This window comes from Acidobacteriota bacterium, assembly GCA_016712445.1.
Lineage (GTDB): Bacteria > Pseudomonadota > Alphaproteobacteria > Caulobacterales > Hyphomonadaceae > Hyphomonas.
This window is the reverse complement of the sequence record JADJRB010000002.1, coordinates 648,578-665,767: the sequence shown is the minus strand read 5'-3', so window position 1 is coordinate 665,767 and position 17,190 is coordinate 648,578. Positions and strand designations below refer to the sequence as shown.

The 17,190-nt window shown below is 59.7% G+C and carries 16 protein-coding genes; 14 read left to right on the top strand and 2 right to left on the bottom strand.

What is annotated here, in order from left to right:
• Window positions 1-2 precede the first annotated feature (2 nt).
• Genes IPK75_16100 through IPK75_16060 form a run of 9 tightly spaced genes read left to right on the top strand, consistent with a single transcriptional unit; the run spans window position 3 to window position 10,852 of the window.
• Window positions 3-3,737: a nitrate reductase subunit alpha gene (locus IPK75_16100; protein MBK8199872.1), complete on the top strand. Its 3,735-nt coding sequence runs from the start codon at window positions 3-5 to the stop codon at window positions 3,735-3,737.
• Complete coding sequence (gene narH / locus IPK75_16095; GenBank protein ID MBK8199871.1) at window positions 3,734-5,257, top strand: nitrate reductase subunit beta; 1,524 nt, start codon at window positions 3,734-3,736, stop codon at window positions 5,255-5,257. Before IPK75_16100 ends, narH begins: the two co-directional genes overlap by 4 nt.
• 3 nt (window positions 5,258-5,260) lie before the next feature.
• Entirely contained in the window at window positions 5,261-5,944 is a 684-nt protein-coding gene (gene narJ, locus IPK75_16090) for a nitrate reductase molybdenum cofactor assembly chaperone (GenBank protein MBK8199870.1), read from the top strand.
• Window positions 5,845-7,140 carry a hypothetical protein gene (locus IPK75_16085; GenBank protein MBK8199869.1) on the top strand — a complete coding sequence of 432 codons (1,296 nt, stop codon included), beginning with the start codon at window positions 5,845-5,847 and terminating at the stop codon, window positions 7,138-7,140. Before narJ ends, IPK75_16085 begins: the two co-directional genes overlap by 100 nt.
• 24 nt (window positions 7,141-7,164) lie before the next feature.
• A complete protein-coding gene (gene narI, locus IPK75_16080; GenBank protein MBK8199868.1) occupies window positions 7,165-7,926 on the top strand; it encodes a respiratory nitrate reductase subunit gamma in 762 nt (253 codons plus the stop codon).
• Window positions 7,926-9,059, top strand: a complete 1,134-nt coding sequence (locus IPK75_16075; protein ID MBK8199867.1) for a peptidylprolyl isomerase — start codon at window positions 7,926-7,928, stop codon at window positions 9,057-9,059. Before narI ends, IPK75_16075 begins: the two co-directional genes overlap by 1 nt.
• Window positions 9,060-9,076: 17 nt before the next feature.
• On the top strand, window positions 9,077-9,637 hold the full coding sequence (locus IPK75_16070) for a hemerythrin domain-containing protein (GenBank protein MBK8199866.1): 561 nt from the start codon (window positions 9,077-9,079) through the stop codon (window positions 9,635-9,637).
• Window positions 9,634-10,272, top strand: a complete 639-nt coding sequence (locus tag IPK75_16065) for a carbonic anhydrase (protein MBK8199865.1) — start codon at window positions 9,634-9,636, stop codon at window positions 10,270-10,272. The genes IPK75_16070 and IPK75_16065 overlap by 4 nt, the downstream gene beginning before the upstream one ends.
• A complete protein-coding gene (locus IPK75_16060) occupies window positions 10,265-10,852 on the top strand; it encodes a molybdenum cofactor guanylyltransferase (protein MBK8199864.1) in 588 nt (195 codons plus the stop codon). Before IPK75_16065 ends, IPK75_16060 begins: the two co-directional genes overlap by 8 nt.
• A 227-nt stretch (window positions 10,853-11,079) precedes the next feature.
• Here the strand turns inward: IPK75_16060 and IPK75_16055 are convergent, their stop codons facing one another.
• Window positions 11,080-12,192 carry a ferritin-like domain-containing protein gene (locus tag IPK75_16055; GenBank protein ID MBK8199863.1) on the bottom strand — a complete coding sequence of 371 codons (1,113 nt, stop codon included), beginning with the start codon at window positions 12,190-12,192 and terminating at the stop codon, window positions 11,080-11,082.
• Window positions 12,193-12,457: 265 nt separating this feature from the next.
• Here IPK75_16055 and IPK75_16050 point away from each other — a divergent pair, with 265 nt between their 5' ends.
• Window positions 12,458-13,087, top strand: a complete 630-nt coding sequence (locus tag IPK75_16050; protein ID MBK8199862.1) for a TetR/AcrR family transcriptional regulator — start codon at window positions 12,458-12,460, stop codon at window positions 13,085-13,087.
• 553 nt (window positions 13,088-13,640) lie between these two features.
• Here IPK75_16050 and IPK75_16045 read toward each other — a convergent pair.
• Window positions 13,641-14,483: a sterol desaturase family protein gene (locus IPK75_16045; protein MBK8199861.1), complete on the bottom strand. Its 843-nt coding sequence runs from the start codon at window positions 14,481-14,483 to the stop codon at window positions 13,641-13,643.
• A 96-nt stretch (window positions 14,484-14,579) separates the two neighbouring features.
• Between IPK75_16045 and IPK75_16040 the strand changes: the two genes are divergently transcribed.
• The 4 genes from IPK75_16040 to IPK75_16025 all read left to right on the top strand — a co-directional run bounded on the left by IPK75_16040 (window position 14,580) and on the right by IPK75_16025 (window position 17,143).
• A complete protein-coding gene (locus IPK75_16040; GenBank protein ID MBK8199860.1) occupies window positions 14,580-15,494 on the top strand; it encodes a LysR family transcriptional regulator in 915 nt (304 codons plus the stop codon).
• Between the two features lie 68 nt (window positions 15,495-15,562).
• Window positions 15,563-15,829 (top strand): hypothetical protein, encoded by a 267-nt coding sequence (locus IPK75_16035; GenBank protein MBK8199859.1) that lies wholly within the window; start codon window positions 15,563-15,565, stop codon window positions 15,827-15,829.
• A 96-nt stretch (window positions 15,830-15,925) separates the two neighbouring features.
• Window positions 15,926-16,111 carry a DUF3008 family protein gene (locus IPK75_16030; GenBank protein ID MBK8199858.1) on the top strand — a complete coding sequence of 62 codons (186 nt, stop codon included), beginning with the start codon at window positions 15,926-15,928 and terminating at the stop codon, window positions 16,109-16,111.
• Window positions 16,112-16,123: 12 nt separating this feature from the next.
• The gene (locus IPK75_16025; GenBank protein MBK8199857.1) at window positions 16,124-17,143 is read left to right on the top strand and encodes a DNA topoisomerase IB; all 1,020 of its coding nucleotides are present in this window, start codon (window positions 16,124-16,126) and stop codon (window positions 17,141-17,143) included.
• Window positions 17,144-17,190: the final 47 nt, after the last annotated feature.

Below are 17,190 nucleotides of genomic sequence, written 5' to 3'. Positions count from 1 at the left end.
CGATGAGCCACACACTTGATCGCCTGACCTTCTTTCGCCGCAAGACAGAAACCTTCTCTGCCGGACACGGCGTCATCAATGACGAGGACAGAACCTGGGAGGAGGCCTACCGGAACCGCTGGCGCCACGATAAGATCGTGCGCTCCACGCACGGTGTGAACTGCACCGGATCCTGTTCCTGGAAGATCTATGTGAAGGGAGGCATCGTCACCTGGGAAACCCAGCAGACAGACTATCCCCGCACCCGGGACGACTTGCCCAATCATGAGCCGCGCGGCTGTTCGCGTGGTGCAAGCTATAGCTGGTATCTCTATTCCGCAAACCGGGTGAAATACCCCCTGATCCGTGCCCGGCTGCTCAAGGCCTGGCGGGCGGCAAGAAAGACGATGGCGCCCGTTGCTGCCTGGAAGTCGATCCAGGAAGATCCGGACAAGCGGGCTGACTATGTTACCCGCCGCGGCCTCGGCGGTTTTGTTCGCGCCGGTTGGGAGGAAGCCAACGAAATCATCGCGGCTGCGAACGCTCATACCATCCGGAAATGGGGACCTGACCGCGTATTCGGCTTCTCGCCGATCCCGGCCATGTCGATGGTCTCCTATGCTGCCGGCGCGCGCTACCTGCAGCTCATCGGCGGTGTCACCGGATCTTTCTATGACTGGTATTGCGACCTGCCGCCAGCAAGTCCCCAGACATGGGGCGAACAGACAGATGTCGCCGAAAGCGCCGATTGGTACAATTCGGGCTTCCTTATCCTTTGGGGATCTAACGTTCCCCAGACACGCACCCCGGACGCGCACTTTTACACCGAGGCTCGATACAAGGGCGTGAAGTCGGTCGTTATCTGCCCGGACTATTCCGAAGCGTCGAAATTCTCTGATCTCTGGCTTGCGGCCAAGCAAGGGACTGATGCGGCGCTCGGCATGGCTTTTGGCCATGTTATCCTGACGGAATATCACCGCGACCGGCAAGTGCCGTATTTCCGGGACTATGTCCGTCAGTATACAGATTTGCCGCTGCTCGTGCGGCTTGTGCCGCAGGAAGATGGCTTCGTGCCGCAGCAGCTCCTGCGAGCCGCAGACTTCGACGGCGCGCTCGGGGAGAGCAACAATCCGGATTGGAAGACCGTCGCGCTGGATGAGAGGTCCGGAAAAATCGTCGTGCCGAACGGCTCGATCGGATTTCGCTGGGGCGAAGACGGCAAATGGAACCTTGAGGAGCGGGACGCCTCTGGCGCAGAAACTGAACTTCGCCTCGGTCTCAAGGGCGTCGAAGACGAGATTGCCAAGGTCCGGTTCCCCTATTTTGCGAACACGGCGTCCAACGGCTTTGCATCGACCGACCATCCGAGTGTCCTGACGCGGAACATCCCGGTAAAAAAGGTCAGGCTTGCCGACGGTTCGGACGCACTCGTAGCCTGTGTCTACGACCTGCTCATGGCCAATTACGGTGTCGATCAGGGGTATGGCGGCGAGCATCTGGCTGCCGGCTATGATGACATGGAGCCCTACACCCCCGCCTGGGCAGAGGCGATCACCTCCGTCTCGCGGGAGAACATCATCGCGACGGCCCGAGGTTTCGCGACCAACGCCGAGAAGACCAATGGCAAGTCCATGGTCATCATCGGTGCCGGCATGAACCATTGGTATCACATGGACATGAACTACCGCGCCGTGATCAACATGCTGGTCATGTGCGGCTGTATCGGACAGTCGGGTGGCGGCTGGTCACATTATGTGGGCCAGGAGAAGCTTCGTCCGCAGACCGGTTGGGCGCCGCTGGCCTTCGCAACCGATTGGGTCCGTCCCCCGCGGCAGCAGAACTCGACCTCCTTCTTCTATGCGCATACCGACCAGTGGCGGTATGAAACGGTGCCGGTCGGCGAAATCCTCTCGCCAACGGCCGAGCCGGGAGATTGGGCCGGCAGTTTCATCGATTACAACGCGAAAGCTGAACGCATGGGCTGGCTGCCGTCGGCGCCAGCACTCAAGACCAATTCTCTGGAGATCGCAGGCCGGGCGAAAGCTGCCGGCAAGGATGCGAAAGACTATGTCGCGCAGGCGCTGAAGTCCGGCGAGCTCGAGATGTCCTGCATGGATCCGGACGATCCACACAATTGGCCGCGTAACATGTTTGTCTGGCGCTCGAACCTGCTTGGTTCGTCCGGCAAGGGACATGAGTATTTCCTGAAACACCTGCTCGGGACCGACCACGGCGTGCAGGGCAAAGACCTTGGTGAAATGGGTCAGGACAAGCCCCGCCAGGTCAAGTGGCACGACGAAGCGCCGCGCGGGAAGCTCGACCTTCTCGTATGTATCGATTTCCGGATGTCTACGACCGCAGTCTACTCTGACATCGTTCTGCCGACCGCGACCTGGTATGAGAAAAACGACCTCAACACGTCCGACATGCATCCCTTCATTCACCCGCTGGGCGCGGCCGTCGATCCGGCCTGGGAGAGCCGGTCGGACTGGGAGATCTTCAAGGGCCTTGCCAAGACCTTTTCGGAAATCGCATCGGAAGTACTGGGTGTGGAAACGGATGTGGTTCTTTATCCCATCCAGCATGACACCGCCGGCGAAATGGCGCAGGCACACGGCGTGAAGGACTGGTATGCCGGAGAGTGTGAGCCGGTGCCCGGCAAGACCATGCCGACGGTCGTCACCGTCGAGCGCGACTACAGCCAGATCTATGCAAAGTTCACCTCCCTCGGACCTTTGCTGGACAAGCTCGGCAACGGCGGAAAGGGCATTGGCTGGAACACGGAGCTTGAAGTTAAAAAACTCGGTTCATTGAACGGCAGGGTGCTCGACGAGACCGTCGCCAAAGGGCGACCGATAATAGAGACCGACATCGATGCTTGCGAGACAATCCTCATGCTCGCCCCGGAAACCAACGGTGAGGTGGCGGTCCGCGCTTGGGAAGCGCTCGAAAAGCAGACGGGCAGGGAGCACACCCATCTCGCGCGGCCAAAGGAAGACGAGAAGATCCGGTTCCGGGACATTGTTGCCCAGCCGCGCAAGATCATCACCTCTCCGATCTGGTCCGGGATCGAGAGCGAGCATGTCAGCTATAATGCCGGGTACACGAACGTTCATGAGTTGATCCCCTGGCGAACCCTGACGGGACGCCAGCAGCTCTACCAGGACCATGACTGGATGCGGGCCTTCGGTGAAACCTTGGTTGTCTACAAGCCGCCGATCGACCTGAAGACGCTGCATGTCAAAGGCGACAAGCCCAATGGCAATTCAGAGATCACGCTCAACTTCATCACGCCGCACCAGAAATGGGGCATCCACTCCACATATACCGATAACCTGATGATGCTGACGCTCAACCGCGGCGGGCCCGTCGTCTGGGTGTCAGAAACCGACGCCCGAAAGGCCGGCATCGTCGACAATGACTGGGTGGAAGTCTTCAATGCTAACGGTGCGCTCACGGCGCGGGCCGTCGTCTCTCAGCGGATCCGTGAAGGGACGATGTTCATGTATCACGCCCAGGAGAAGATCGTGAATACGCCGGGATCCGAGATTACCGGTAAGCGCGGCGGGATCCACAACTCTGTGACACGGACGATCCTGAAGCCGACGCACATGATCGGCGGATATGCCCAATTGGCCTACGGCTTCAACTATTACGGCACGGTCGGTTCAAACCGCGATGAGTTCATTGTCCTTCGCAAGATGGCGAAGGTTGACTGGCTCGAAACACCTGCTGCTCAAACGGAGGGCGCACAATGAAGATCCGTGCACAGATCGGCATGGTACTGAACCTGGACAAATGCATTGGTTGCCACACGTGTTCTGTAACCTGCAAGAATGTCTGGACCAGCCGCGAAGGCGTTGAATACGCCTGGTTCAACAATGTCGAAACCAAACCGGGGATTGGATTTCCCAAGGATTGGGAGAACCAGAAGCGCTGGAACGGTGGCTGGCGGCGCAAGAAGAATGGCCGCATCGAGCCGCGCATGGGCGCCAAATGGCGTATCCTCGCGAAGATATTCGCCAATCCGGACCTTCCCGAAATCGATGACTATTATGAGCCGTTCGATTTCGACTATTCCCACCTCCAGACCGCGCCGGAGATGAAGGCGTTTCCGACCGCACGTCCGAGATCAAAGATCACGGGTGAGCGCATGGAGAAGATCGAATGGGGGCCGAACTGGGAGGAAATCCTCGGCGGCGAGTTCGAAAAGCGCAGCAAGGATTATAACTTTGAAGGTGTCGAGAAGGCCATCTATGGCGCCTTCGAACAAACCTTCATGATGTACCTTCCTAGGCTTTGCGAGCATTGCCTCAATCCGACCTGCGTGGCGGCTTGTCCTTCGGGTGCGATCTACAAGCGCGAGGAAGATGGCATCGTCCTGATCGATCAGGACAAGTGCCGGGGTTGGCGTATGTGTGTTTCCGCCTGTCCGTACAAGAAGGTCTACTACAACTGGGATAGCGGAAAGTCCGAAAAGTGTACGTTCTGCTATCCGCGTCTTGAAGTCGGTCAGCCTACAGTCTGTTCCGAGACCTGTGTCGGCAGGATCCGCTATCTTGGTGTCCTCCTCTATGACGCCGACAAGATTGAAGCCGCTGCAAGCACGGCGGATGAACAGGATCTCTATCAGGCCCAGCTCGATGTATTCCTTGACCCCAATGATCCGGCCGTCATCGCGCAGGCCCGGCTCGACGGTGTGCCTGAGGCTTGGATCAAGGCGGCCCAGGTGAGCCCGGTTTGGAAGATGGCCATGGAGTGGAAAATCGCGTTTCCGCTTCACCCGGAGTATCGCACGCTCCCGATGGTCTGGTACGTGCCGCCGCTCTCGCCCATTCAATCGGCGATGGCTGCGGGCGCGCTCGAGAACGACGCAGAGATGCCTGATGTGTCATCGATGCGCATACCGGTGCGCTATCTCGCGAACCTTCTGACCGCAGGCAAGGAAGAGCCCGTCGTTGCCGCACTGGAGCGCATGATGGCCATGCGCAAGTACATGCGCGCGAAGACCATTGAAGGCGTGATCGATCATCCCACGGCGGAACGTGTCGGCCTCACGGCGCGCCAGATCGATGAGATGTACCGGTATCTGGCTATCGCAAACTATGAAGATCGCTTCGTCATTCCGACAACTCACCGCGAAACGGACGAAGACGCTTTCGATCTTCGGGGCGAATGCGGCTTCACGTTCGGAAATGACTGCTCAGGCGGACGCACTGAACTTGGCCTGTTTGGCAAGGACAAGCGCTCGCGGTCCAAGATACCGATGGAGACCTGAACCATGGCAGTTACATACCGGGCACTTTCGCGCCTCCTGTCTTATCCCGAAGCTTCTTTGCAGGCCGAGGCCCGGCTGTGCGTTGAGGCCATAATCAGTGAGGGACTGGTCCCTGATCGGATCTCGGGTTCGCTCGCCAAGCTCGCAGAATATGTTGCGGACGGAGATATCTACGAGCTCCAGGCGGCATATGTTGATCTCTTCGACCGGACACGAAGTGTTTCGCTTCACCTCTACGAACATGTTCATGGCGAAAGCCGGGAACGGGGTCCCGCAATGGTCGGCCTCGTCGAACTCTACCGGACGCATGGCCTTGAAATGGACGTGAGTGACCTTCCGGATTATCTTCCGGTGTTCCTCGAATTCCTCTCCATACTGCCGGAGGCAGAGGCTGCTTCGCTGATCGGCGAGGCTGCTCATGTACTCGAAGCGATCTCGGAGCGGCTCAAGAAGCGCCAGAGCCATTACCGCGCCGTCTTCGGCGCGCTCCTGTCCATTTCTGACAGGCCTGCCGACAAAGCTGCTGTTCAGAGCCTGCTCGCGATCAAGGATGATGATCCGAGCGACCTGGCGGCGCTCGACAGGGCGTGGGCCGAAGAGCCGGTCACGTTTGGCGCCGGCGATGCGCGCGATGGCTGTTCTGCGCCTCAGCAGGCAGCAGCGGCGATGAAGGCACAACGGCCATGATACGTTCGTATGCCTACATTTTTGCCGGACTGATACTCGCCGCGATGGCACCCGCTGCAGCGGCTCAGAACGCTGATATCGATGGCGAGCCGGTCATTGACCTCCGCCTCAGGAGCGAATTTGTCGATCAGGCAGGCCTGGACGAGACGACAGCTCTGACGCTGCGAGGGCGGGTTGGCTATGAGATAAAGACGAGCCGCGGCTGGAGCGCGCTTGTTGAAGCAGAGGCGATTGGCCACCTCAATCAGGACTTCCCGGATACCGTTCGGAGCGTGCCTGGCAAGGCGGTTGTCCCGGACCCTGAAGCGTTTGAGCTGAACCGCTTGCAGGTTGGCTGGAAGGGGAACGCTGGCAATGCCACCCTTGGACGCCAGCGCATTATCTTTGACGATGCACGCTTCGTGGGAAATGTCGGATTCCGCCAGAACGAGCAGACCTTCGATGCCTTGCGGATCGGCTATGCGGGATTTGAGGCAGCGACACTCGACTATGTTTACATTGACAAGGTGCATCGCATCTTTGGGGATGACAGCCCGGCCGGTGAGTTTGAAAGCGATTCACACGTGGTGCGGCTCGGCGCCAAGACGGGGCTTGGAGAGTTCGCCGCAACCGCGCTGCTCCTCGATTTCGATAACGCGCCAGCAGCCTCGTCCCAAACCTATTCCATGCGCTGGTCAGACACATGGGAAACGGTAGCGGGTTCATTCGGGATGACGGCTCTGGCTGCGCGCCAGAGCGATTATAACGGAAATGGTCCGGCCGAAGATCTGGGCTTCCAGTCGTACGGCGCTTCGCTTGCGCGCGGTAATTACTCAGGTTTCGCTAACCTGGATGTTCTCGAGGGATCGGCCGGGCAGGGGTTCGCGACCCCTCTGGCGACGCTTCACGCCTTCCAGGGCTGGGCGGACGTGTTTCTCAACACGCCGGCTACCGGGGTGCGAGACCTTAGCCTCGGCCTGCGCGGCAAGGGACTTGAGATCATTGAGAACGCAAAGCCTGCAGGTTGGGCGCTGATCTACCATGACTTCGATAGCGATAATGGCGCGGTGTCTTACGGCCGTGAATTCGACGCCGTGTTCACCCTGCCCATCAATGCCTGGCTGACGCTCGAAGCCAAAGGGGCCGTCTTCGACGGCGCCGCTGGCGGGCCCGCAGACAGGACGAAATTCTGGCTTGCGCTCGACGCGAGCCTCTAACGGATTGAATAAAGGAGGCCAGACATGGCTCAGGAACACGTAACTTCTCTTGCCAGCGCAGGCTGGTTTGACCAGGCGATGTTTGGATACTATCCCTACATTGCGTTGTCGGTCCTCGCGATCGGCTCCGTCATCCGGTTCGACCGCGAACCTTATACCTGGCGTTCCGGTTCGTCACAGCTCCTGAGGCGCAAACAGCTCGTACTGGGGTCGGTGCTCTTCCACCTCGGCGTCCTCGTGATCTTCGCCGGCCATTTTGTCGGTCTGCTGACTCCCATTCAGTTTTTCGATGCAGTGGGCATCAGTCACGGCGCCAAGCAGGTCCTCGCGATCGTCGCAGGCGGCATCGCCGGTGTCTTCGCCATCGCGGGCGCGCTCATTCTTCTTCACCGCCGCGTATTCGATCCGCGCATCCGTGCAAATTCGAGCTTCGGCGATACGGCCATACTCGCGCTCCTGACCGTCCAGCTTGCTCTGGGGCTGTCGACCATTCCGCTGTCCGCGCAGCATCTCGACGGATCTGAGATGGTCAAGTTCATGGCCTGGGCACAAAGCATTTTCACATTCAAGCCCGGCGCCGCCAACCACATCGCTGAGGTACACTGGATCTTCAAGACACACCTTGTCCTTGGTCTGACGATCCTCCTTGTTTTCCCCTTCACGCGCCTCGTCCACATGCTCTCTGCGCCGGTCTGGTACCTCAACCGGCGTGGCTGGCAGCTTGTCCGGACGCGCCGCAACATGGCGGCCAGCAAAAAGCGGGCAAGTTCAACGGGAGGTGTGTAATGTCGGTCGCTGTTGCAGTATTTCACGGTGTCGAAATCCCCGAAACCCTTCTGGCCGGGGAGACCCAAAACCATCACGCACCGACGCTGGCGGACGCACGCGCCATGGCCGGCCGCGCCCTCGCCGCAAAGGCGGTTCTTCTTGATCGCGCCCGCGAACTCGGGCTCGAGCCCGTTCCTGAGCGAAATGCAGATGACCAGGAGGAAACCGAAGAGGAGGCGCTGATACGCGCCGTGCTCAGCGCAGAAATTGACGTGAGCTCGGCGCCAGAGGCCGATATCAAGGCTGTATACGACGCGCGTCCGGACGCCTTTATGTCGCCCACGCTGCTGGAAGTGTCGCATATCCTGATCGCATCTGCAGATGAAACAGTGGAAGGCTTCACATTGGCGCGCGCGCGGGCCCTTGACCTGATCGACCGCCTGAGAACCCGGCCGGAAATGTTCAGGCATCTGGCTGCAGACCATTCTGCATGCCCCTCTGCGAGTGAAGGCGGGACTTTGGGACAGCTGCGGCCCGGCGATGTCCTTGAGAATATCTGGAACGCGGCGATGAGCCTTGCGGTTGGCGAGATTGCTGCCGAACCGGTACTCACGGAACATGGATGGCATGTCGTTCGGCTCGACCACATGTCTCCGGGTGCACAACTACCGCTCGACTATGTTCGCCCGCATATTGCATTGCAGCTTGAAGCCAAAGCCTGGACGAAAGCGGCTGTGCGATATGTTGATGAACTTTTGTCCAATTCGGCTGCAGCGCCGCGCCTCAAGTTAGGCGACGATGGCCGGCTCGCTGATGGGGAAACCAATCTCTCCCGGCTTGACGGCCTGCTTGGGTCTGCGCTTGCAGACATTGAAGCTGCGTATGCACAATTGCCTTTGCAGGCCCGCCAGTCGGTTGAGGCAGCCGCTGCGCGTGGAGGTGAGCCGGCGGCAGATACGCTGGCGCGCGCGATCCGGACCTTTCTTTCGGACGCAAACGACGAAGCTTGGACACAGATCATTTCGAAACTTCGCGATAGCGCGTCGCCGCTTGCAGACAGCCTCGCGCTGATTGTTGCCCACCAGTTCCCGCCGCTTCGTAAACCGCACCGACTTATCCACATCAGAAACGGAACTGAGACTGCACCCTGAAGAGAAGGACATTGGTTATGGCCAGCATGAAGAAGTCCGGCGTTCTGGAACCGGTGCCAATCGAACTCCTGCGAGAGCCACTGGTCTGGTTCTTTGCCGAGCATTACCGCCACCGCGATGTCTGCAAGCGGCTGCTTGTTCTGCTCGACACGGTCGATCATGACGCAGACGCGCTCCAGGCAATTCATGACTTTCTGGAAAGTGACCTTCCAATTCATATTATCGATGAGGAAGACGACCTCTTTCCGCTCCTGCGCAGGAGATGTGAGCCGGATGACCACATTGAAAATGTCCTTGGAATGCTCTCCGGCGAGCACGCCAATGACATGCATGATGCGCAGGCGGTAAAAACTGTCATCGCGAAAGCAATATCCGAGGAACGCGGTTTGCGATGCTATTCGGAATCGCGATCCGTGATCGAACATTTCTGCAGCGCTCAGAAACGTCATATCGCTATGGAAAATGCGGTGGTCCTGCCCATCGCCCGGATCCGGATCACGGAGTTAGACCTGCAAAGTCTCGGCCAGCGCCTGGCTGCTCGCCGGGGGCTTCCTGATCCTTTTGTGGAGACTCCATGATCGAAAGTCTTCTGAACAACAACATGGCGTGGGCCAGCGCACGGGTGCGTGCAGATTCGCAGTTCTTCCGGCGGCTTTCCGAACAGCAGTCTCCGGAATACCTGTGGATCGGATGCAGCGACAGCCGGGTACCGGCGAACGAAATTGTCGGGCTCGATCCAGGCGAGCTGTTCGTCCATCGAAACATCGCCAATCTCGCACCGCCGCGTGACATCAACTTTCTTTCCGTGCTTCAATATTCGGTAGAGGTCCTGAAAGTGCGCCATATCATCGTGTGCGGCCACTATGGATGCGGCGGTGTGCGTGCCGCCCTGGATACGGAGCGCAGGGGACTGATCGATCACTGGCTACAACCGGTTACTGAACTGGCGCGCGCCCATGCTGATCATCTGGATACAATCACGGACTTTGAAGGACGGGTAAATGTGACCTGCGAGCTGAATGTTCGCGCGCAGGTCGAATATGTTGGACGCAATCCCTTCGTGGCCGACGCGTGGCGCCGGGGGCAGAAGCTGGCGGTGCATGGCTGGATCTACTCGATCCGTGACGGACTGCTTCACGATCTCGAATTGACGATAGAGAATACCAGGGACGTCGATGCACTGGTGCGGCGTCGCTGGTCTTCGAATGCCTGATATTGTCGCTGTCATCCTGGCAGGTGGGGAGGGGCGTCGGATCGGCGGGCACAAACCCATGCAGCGAGTGAACGGCCTGCGCCTCATAGATATTGCTCTTGCGCGTGTGCGAACCTGGGGGTTCGAGGTGGCAGTTTCCGTGCGATACACGGGCCAGGTTCCTGAAGTCGATGTGCCCGAAATTCTTGATGCCCCATTTGAGGGCCCCATCGCGGGCCTCGTCGCGGCCCTTCATTGGGCAGGCTCGGCACGTGCGGTCTCGCTTCTGGTTGTGCCCTGTGACACGCCTGCGCTGCCGCCAGACCTGCTGGCCCGGTTGAAAGTTGTGTCAGACGCCACGCGTGCGCCATGCTTTGCAAGGTCGCGAGGCGGCGACCACCCAGCTTGCGCCGTTTGGCCTCTGTCGGCGACGACCGAAGTCGAGGCATTTGCCACGGCAGGTGGACGAAGTCTCAAAGGGGCGTTGGAGCGGTGCGGCGCGCACGCAGTGGAATGGCGCGACGAAGGCAATGACCCCTTCTTCAACATCAATACCGAGACGGATCTTCAAAATTTCCAGATCCAGATGAAGAGAGTTTGAGCGAAGGCGGCCCCGACAAGGATTCCCTTCGTTCGGGGCCGGAGGAATTTTCTGTTGCGGCCCGTTACGTTGACGGGATGAGAAGGAACTCAGCGCCTGACACGATTGCACGGATAGATGCCGGCAGGTCACCAGGTCTTGCCTGCCAGCATTTCCGCCCCTGCATTTGATCCGTCGTGCCCCCTTTCCCGGCTAGGCTTGCCGTGTATCGGTCATGATCGGTCTGTTCACTCTGCAGCAATGGAAATGGGGCCCGTATCGAGCGGGCGCTCCAGTGCATTCCAGTCGATCTCGGCGTCCGTCGCAGCGTTCTCGTAGTGAAGAACACCAAGGGCTTCGAACTTGGGCTTGACACTTTCGGTCAGCAGTCCGACGCGCTTGAGATTTGGTATCATCCGCTCAAAGAGGAAGTTGCGGAAGGCCTGCCCACCAGTCGAGTCGATCGACGCACGCCGGGCTTCTTCACGGTCAAAGCCGAACTCTTCTTCGACGATGGTTGAGAAAAGTCTTTCCCGCATGATCGCGCAGGCCTCATAGGCGAACTGTGCGCGCTCCTCAATTTCCTGCTCAGGCAGCGACTTGATCCAGTCTTCGAGGTAGTTGACCCCAAAGGCGACGTGCCGGCCTTCATCCCGCATGACGAGATGAAGGATCTGGCGAAGAAGTGGATCGCGCGTCGTCTGTGTCATGGTCTGGAACGCGGCCAGGGCGAGACCTTCGATCAGGATCTGCATCCCGATGAATTTCAGGTCCCAGCGTGGATCGGTGAGGATCTTGTCCAGCAGAAGCTTCAGGCTCGGGTTGACGGGATATTCGATCCGGCAGCGCGTGCGCAGGTATTTGTTGAACACCTCGACATGGCGTGCCTCATCAAAAGTCTGGGAGGCAGCATAAAGCTTCGCATCATAGGTCGGCGCGCAGGAGACAAGCTGCGAGGCAACCATCATCGCACCCTGTTCGCCGTGCAGGAATTGCGAGAGCACCTGGGAAAGGGATCGCCACGCATATTCGCTGCGTTGCTCGTCGCTCATCGCCAGGAAAACCGGGTGATCGTGCAGGGGATTGAGACCGGCCTGCGACGGACCCTGCGACTTGTCGAAAGGCACCTCCCAGTCGACATCCAGCTCAGCGTTCCAGTTAAAGCGTTTGCCGAGTTCGTAGAGCCGCCGGATCTTGGCGTTCGCGCTTTCATAGTCCCAGTTATAAGAACCGGTCAGCGGCGTGTTGAAGATCTCGCGTACGATCTCGACATCTTCCGGCGACAGCTTGTCGGCGAGTTCGCCTGGATCTTCAAATGTGCGGGGCTGGGTTGGCGGCCCGGATACGAGCTTAACTTTCATCGTCGTTTCTCCCTTTATCGTGACTTGGCGTCTCGATTTCGCGCCAGTGGAGGGACGCTATCGGTACAAAAAATAAAGGATATACGGAAAATGACGGATGCGTCATCTTTGGGGGCGTGACATACTTTCCACGTCTTCGGGATCTCGAAATTCCGGGCAGCAGGAAAAGTAGTTGAGCCTGCCTTGTTCGGACGGATCGTCTCCAGATGGACAAGAAGCCCTTGGCGGTATTGTCTGGCAAGGTCGTAAACGACGGAGGAATTCCGTGTACGAAGTTCGGATGTCACAACCTCAGCGCCGACTGAGGTCCGAGAGCCAGCTCCTGTCTGCAGCCTGCCGCGTCGCGGTCCGAGTCGGAATTCAGGGGCTGACATGTGAAGAAGTCGGCCGACTCGCGGGCTATAGCCGGGGGCAGACCTATCAGCGATTCGGTTCCAGAGAGGGGCTGCTGGTTGCGGCGGTCCGCTATCTGAATGCCCGGCGCAAGCACCTGACATCTGAGCTCTGTTTGGTGAATCACAATGGGATTGATGCCTTGATGCATCATTTTTCGGCCCATGTGAGAGCCGCTTCGGCGGATTTTGAACAGGCGGCGTTTTTTGAAATACTGTCGGCCCATATTCCGGACCTTCCGGCCATGCGTAATGCAGTCGCCATAGCTAAGTCGGATTTGTTGGACGAGGTCGGACTGTTGATCAGAAAGGGGCTGGCAGACGCCACGATCAACCCGGCTATCAATTGCGAGGAAGACGCCGTGCTGTACCTGCGGCTGATGCTCGGCGTTGCAACGGAGTGCGCTATCTCAGGCCGGGATGATGATTTGCTAGATCTCAGAGAACGAGGACAGGAAATGGTGCGTCGGAGCTTTTCCCGATTAACGGTCGGAAACTGCTAAAGAACCAAGTCGGCAAGAAACTCCAAAGTCCGGCTGGCCCGGGTAAGGGGCGACTAATTCTTTAGCTGCGTCGCTTCGGGAGGTTCGCCGCAACAATTGGGGATCAAGCACGGGGGCAGTATTGCGCTGTCTGCAGGCCGAGCAAAAAATACGTCTACGGCATACTCTTGCTGGTGGCGTGAATTCGAACTTTGTCAGTCCCCGCTAATGGCTTGCGAACTTTGTAACTTGGTCCGCCTAGAAAGAGGATCGCGAGCCGGCACTCTGGGCCAATGAATCTGGGATTCCCGAAGCTGCAAAAATATCATAGTGTATCGATCTGGCAGGACGGGTTGAGTTGATCTCGGCGGGGTCCTCAAAAATGTGGACCAAATCCGCACCGGAACGAGGACCAAGAGTTGACCATTTAACGCGTAATACGTTGATAAAATAGGATAAATTTTATGGATCGCGTCACGTCACTCGCGCCACTGGCGAGACTGAGACGATTGCAATCAAAACGCCCGGACCGTGACAGTCCGGGCGTTTTGCATTTCCGGGCCCGCGGCAAACTTCAGGCAGGGTCGCTTGGCTGCTCGAGCGAGCGGGCGCGCGGGACGAGCAGGGTGAGCGGGAAGAACGCTTCCTCGGCCCAACCCGGCTGCTCACCCGGCACTCCGTAGCGGGACGGGCGGCCGTCTGGCAGGTACAGTGTGCCGAACAGCCAGTCATACGCCGACAGCATGACGGCATAGTTCCGGTACATCTTGCCGTCCTTGCCGTAGCCATGATGCGAATGGTGCATGCTCGGTGTGACGATCACATGCTGGAACACGCGAAAGGCGCGGGACTTCAGCAAGGCGTCGTCCCACCGGTAGTGCGTATGGGTCAGCAGGTTCCAGGCATAGATGACGAGCAGCGCCAGCGCCGCGCCCGACCCCATGCCGAGATACACGGCCAGCGCGACGACCCAGGTGTTGGGCACCACGAAGGCCCAGAAGATGTTCTGGCGCATCGTGACCGACACATTCAGGTGGTCTGCCGAATGGTGAGTGCGATGGATCTTCCACAGCCAACCGAGGCGCGAGGAGATGCGCTGTCCTTCATGCGCCCAGCGGTGCATCCAGTAGAAGCCGAACTCCATCAACAGGAAATTCAGCAGGAATGACTGCCAGAGGGAGAGGCCCGACAGGGCGCCCGCGAAGGCAGGAAGCGCGGCCGTGATCAGGCCCGCGATCAGGAGGCCCGCCAGCGGACGGGTAACGGCAGAGTTGGTGAAGAAGCACAGGGCCGTAAGCCCGAAGTCGCGCCAGCGCGCGCCCTTGAGGCTGCCGGCCAGCGCTTCGGCGACGAGGATGACGAGCGTGGCCGCCACGACATAGCCGACATCTGCCATGGTGAAGGTGTGGTGGGGCATCTGAGTCTCCGGTTCATCCGCTTTGGAAACGGGTTTACAGGCTGGCTCGTTCATGCGTCCAATGCATATCAAGTGATAAAGCGATAAGAAAAACGCATGAACCTGACGCTCAGACAGTTGAAACATCTCGTTGTGCTGAGCGAGGAGGGCCATTTCGGGCGCGCGGCCGACCGCCTCGGCCTGTCGCAGCCAGCTCTCAGCCGCAGCATCAAGGCGGCCGAAGACGCGTATGGCGTGGACCTGATCGACAGGCGAGCCGCCGGGGCCGCCCTGACCCGAACAGGCGAGGAGGCGGTGCGCCTCGCGCGCAATCTCCTGCAAAGCGCTGCCCATTTCGACGAAACGCTCAAAGCCGAAGCCGGCGGTGATGCGGGTACGGTGTATACCGGCATTGCGCCGCTGCCGGCCGGTGTTGCGCTCGCGGCGATTTGCACACGCGTGCTGACGACGCGGCCCGGCGTGCGCTTCTACACCGACGTGCAACCGAATGCGGCGCTCGCCGGACACCTGATTGCGGCGACCTACGACTTTTTGCTTTGCCCGCCCCTGGCGCTGAATTCTCTCCACGATTTCGACGTGATCCCCGCAGGGGCGATCCCGTTCGACATGATCGTGCGGTCGGGGCACCCGCTGGCAAAGCGCCGCAAGCTGACGATGGAGGAGATCAATGCGTTTCCGGTCATCGGGGCTCACACGAGCGCAGTGGGCCGGCAGGCGGATTTCGACCCGGGCACCAGCTTCTTCGGACTGGGCGCGCTGAACCTCACCAGCGACAACTACCATGTCCTGGCGCAGGTGACAGAGGACACTGATGCGATCTGGATGTCGTCGCGGCTCGCCGCAAAAGGTGGGTTGCGCGCAGGAGCGCTGACCTTGCTTCCGACCTCCGGCCTGCAATTTCCCGAACGGGTGGACCTCGCGATCGTCACGCTGCGCAATGCGTCCCTGTCACCCGCCACGCAGGCGGTGATCGACGATATCCTCGATGTGATCGCAGGCCTTACCTCCTGAACGGATACTTCGCCGGAACGCTGCGCCGCGCCGGGCATTGGTTTGCGGATGAATGGAGCGCAGCGACAATGAAGGATTTTGCCGGGTATCTTGCGATGGTGTCCGGCATCATCGCCGCTGTGATGGTTTCGGCCAATTTTGGCCGCAAGGTCACCGGTTACGGCTTTGCGGTTTTTGCTGCGTCTTCGCTGATCTGGGTGGCTTTCGGAGTGATGAAAGGCGAACTGCCGTTGATCGTTCAGAACGGCGTGCTGTTCGTCATCAACCTGCTGGGCATCTATCGCTGGCTGATCATGAAGGCGCGCGGCGCGCAAGCACCGGGAACTGGAGAATAGGCCGCACACAGAAGGTATAGCCGCATGCTGGCCGGGAACCGGCCTTGGGCTCCGTGCATTGCTGGAGAAGGCGAACGCTGCCGAGGAGACAAGTCGATGCCCGCCAAATCCAAAGCCCAGCAGAAAGCGGCCGGTGCTGCCCTTGCAGCCAAGCGCGGCGAGCAGAAGAAGTCCGACCTCAAAGGTGCATCCAGGGAAATGTACGCGTCGATGTCCGAAAGTGAACTGACGGACCTTGCGCAAACGAAGCGCAAGAATCTTCCCCCCAAGAAAAAATCCTAGGCGGCAATACGCATGGCCGCAGACACCCTGGTGGACCCCGCAGGCGCACTTTCGCTGCAGCGGGAAAAGATGGATGTAGCCGCAATCGGCCTGAGGGAAGCGGATACGCTGAAACCCGGTTGGCGGCGAATACGCTGTGGCAAGGGATGGCGTTTTGTCGGGAAGGATGGTGCCTCTCTTGGCAATGCCCAGCGGCAGCGGTGTGAAAGCCTCGTCATCCCGCCGGCCTGGCAGAGTGTGTGGATCAATCCCGACTCCAAGGGGCATATCCAGGCCTACGGAACGGACGCCGCTGGCCGGCGCCAGTACATCTATCATCCCGAGTGGGGCGAAGCGGCCGGTGCCGCGAAGTTTGCCGACATGCTTCGCTTTGCCGACAAGCTGCCGGCGCTTCGAACGCGTCTTAAATCCACGATCGCAAACTCGGATGACGAGTTCGAACGTGCGGTGGCTGTGGTCGTTCGCCTGCTCGATGTGAGCGGCCTGCGCATCGGGCACCGCCGCTACCGCGAGAGCAGCGGCGCGATCGGCGCGACCACGCTGCAGGCGCGGCACCTGAAGTTCAAGGACGGCGTTCTCGAACTGGCCTTTCCGTCCAAGAGCGGCAAGTTCCAGACCAAGCAGATCGACGACCCGGACCTGTGCGCGCAGCTGCATGATTTCTGCGGCCGGCCCGGCGAAGACCTGTTCGACCTTGAAGACGGTCGCATCACAGCGGCCGACGTCAACGCTTTCATCCGCGCCGCCATGAAGGCGCCTTTCACCGCCAAGGACTTCCGCACCTGGGGCGGTAGCGTGGCCGCCGGCGACGCCCTGCGCCGCGCGCCGGAAAAGCGGGCCAAGGCGGTCGTCGAAGCGGCGGCGGAATGGCTCGGCAACACGCCTGCCGTGGCGCGCCAGTCCTATATCTATCCGGCGATCCTGAGGGCGGCCGAAACCGATGCACCTCTGGTGCCGCCGGAAGGGCCTGTTCGCCTGAGGGCGGCGGAACGCACCTGTTACGGACTCATCCTGCGCGACGCGGAGAACTGAACCGGGGCGGCCTGCCGCCGCGTGACCCCTTCCAAGTCCGGAGCCTG

Bases quoted from the DNA above. Each gene is read 5' to 3' on its own strand.
- IPK75_16070 (MBK8199866.1), top strand. From the start codon at position 9,077: ATGGCCAGCATGAAGAAGTCCGGCGTTCTGGAACCGGTGCCAATCGAA.
- IPK75_16060 (MBK8199864.1), top strand. From the start codon at position 10,265: ATGCCTGATATTGTCGCTGTCATCCTGGCAGGTGGGGAGGGGCGTCGG.
- IPK75_16030 (MBK8199858.1), top strand. From the start codon at position 15,926: ATGCCCGCCAAATCCAAAGCCCAGCAGAAAGCGGCCGGTGCTGCCCTT.
- narJ (MBK8199870.1), top strand. From the start codon at position 5,261: ATGGCAGTTACATACCGGGCACTTTCGCGCCTCCTGTCTTATCCCGAA.
- narH (MBK8199871.1), top strand. From the start codon at position 3,734: ATGAAGATCCGTGCACAGATCGGCATGGTACTGAACCTGGACAAATGC.
- narI (MBK8199868.1), top strand. From the start codon at position 7,165: ATGGCTCAGGAACACGTAACTTCTCTTGCCAGCGCAGGCTGGTTTGAC.
- IPK75_16025 (MBK8199857.1), top strand. From the start codon at position 16,124: ATGGCCGCAGACACCCTGGTGGACCCCGCAGGCGCACTTTCGCTGCAG.
- IPK75_16100 (MBK8199872.1), top strand. From the start codon at position 3: ATGAGCCACACACTTGATCGCCTGACCTTCTTTCGCCGCAAGACAGAA.
- IPK75_16035 (MBK8199859.1), top strand. From the start codon at position 15,563: ATGAAGGATTTTGCCGGGTATCTTGCGATGGTGTCCGGCATCATCGCC.
- IPK75_16040 (MBK8199860.1), top strand. From the start codon at position 14,580: ATGAACCTGACGCTCAGACAGTTGAAACATCTCGTTGTGCTGAGCGAG.
- IPK75_16065 (MBK8199865.1), top strand. From the start codon at position 9,634: ATGATCGAAAGTCTTCTGAACAACAACATGGCGTGGGCCAGCGCACGG.
- IPK75_16075 (MBK8199867.1), top strand. From the start codon at position 7,926: ATGTCGGTCGCTGTTGCAGTATTTCACGGTGTCGAAATCCCCGAAACC.
- IPK75_16055 (MBK8199863.1), bottom strand. From the start codon at position 12,192: ATGAAAGTTAAGCTCGTATCCGGGCCGCCAACCCAGCCCCGCACATTT.
- IPK75_16045 (MBK8199861.1), bottom strand. From the start codon at position 14,483: ATGCCCCACCACACCTTCACCATGGCAGATGTCGGCTATGTCGTGGCG.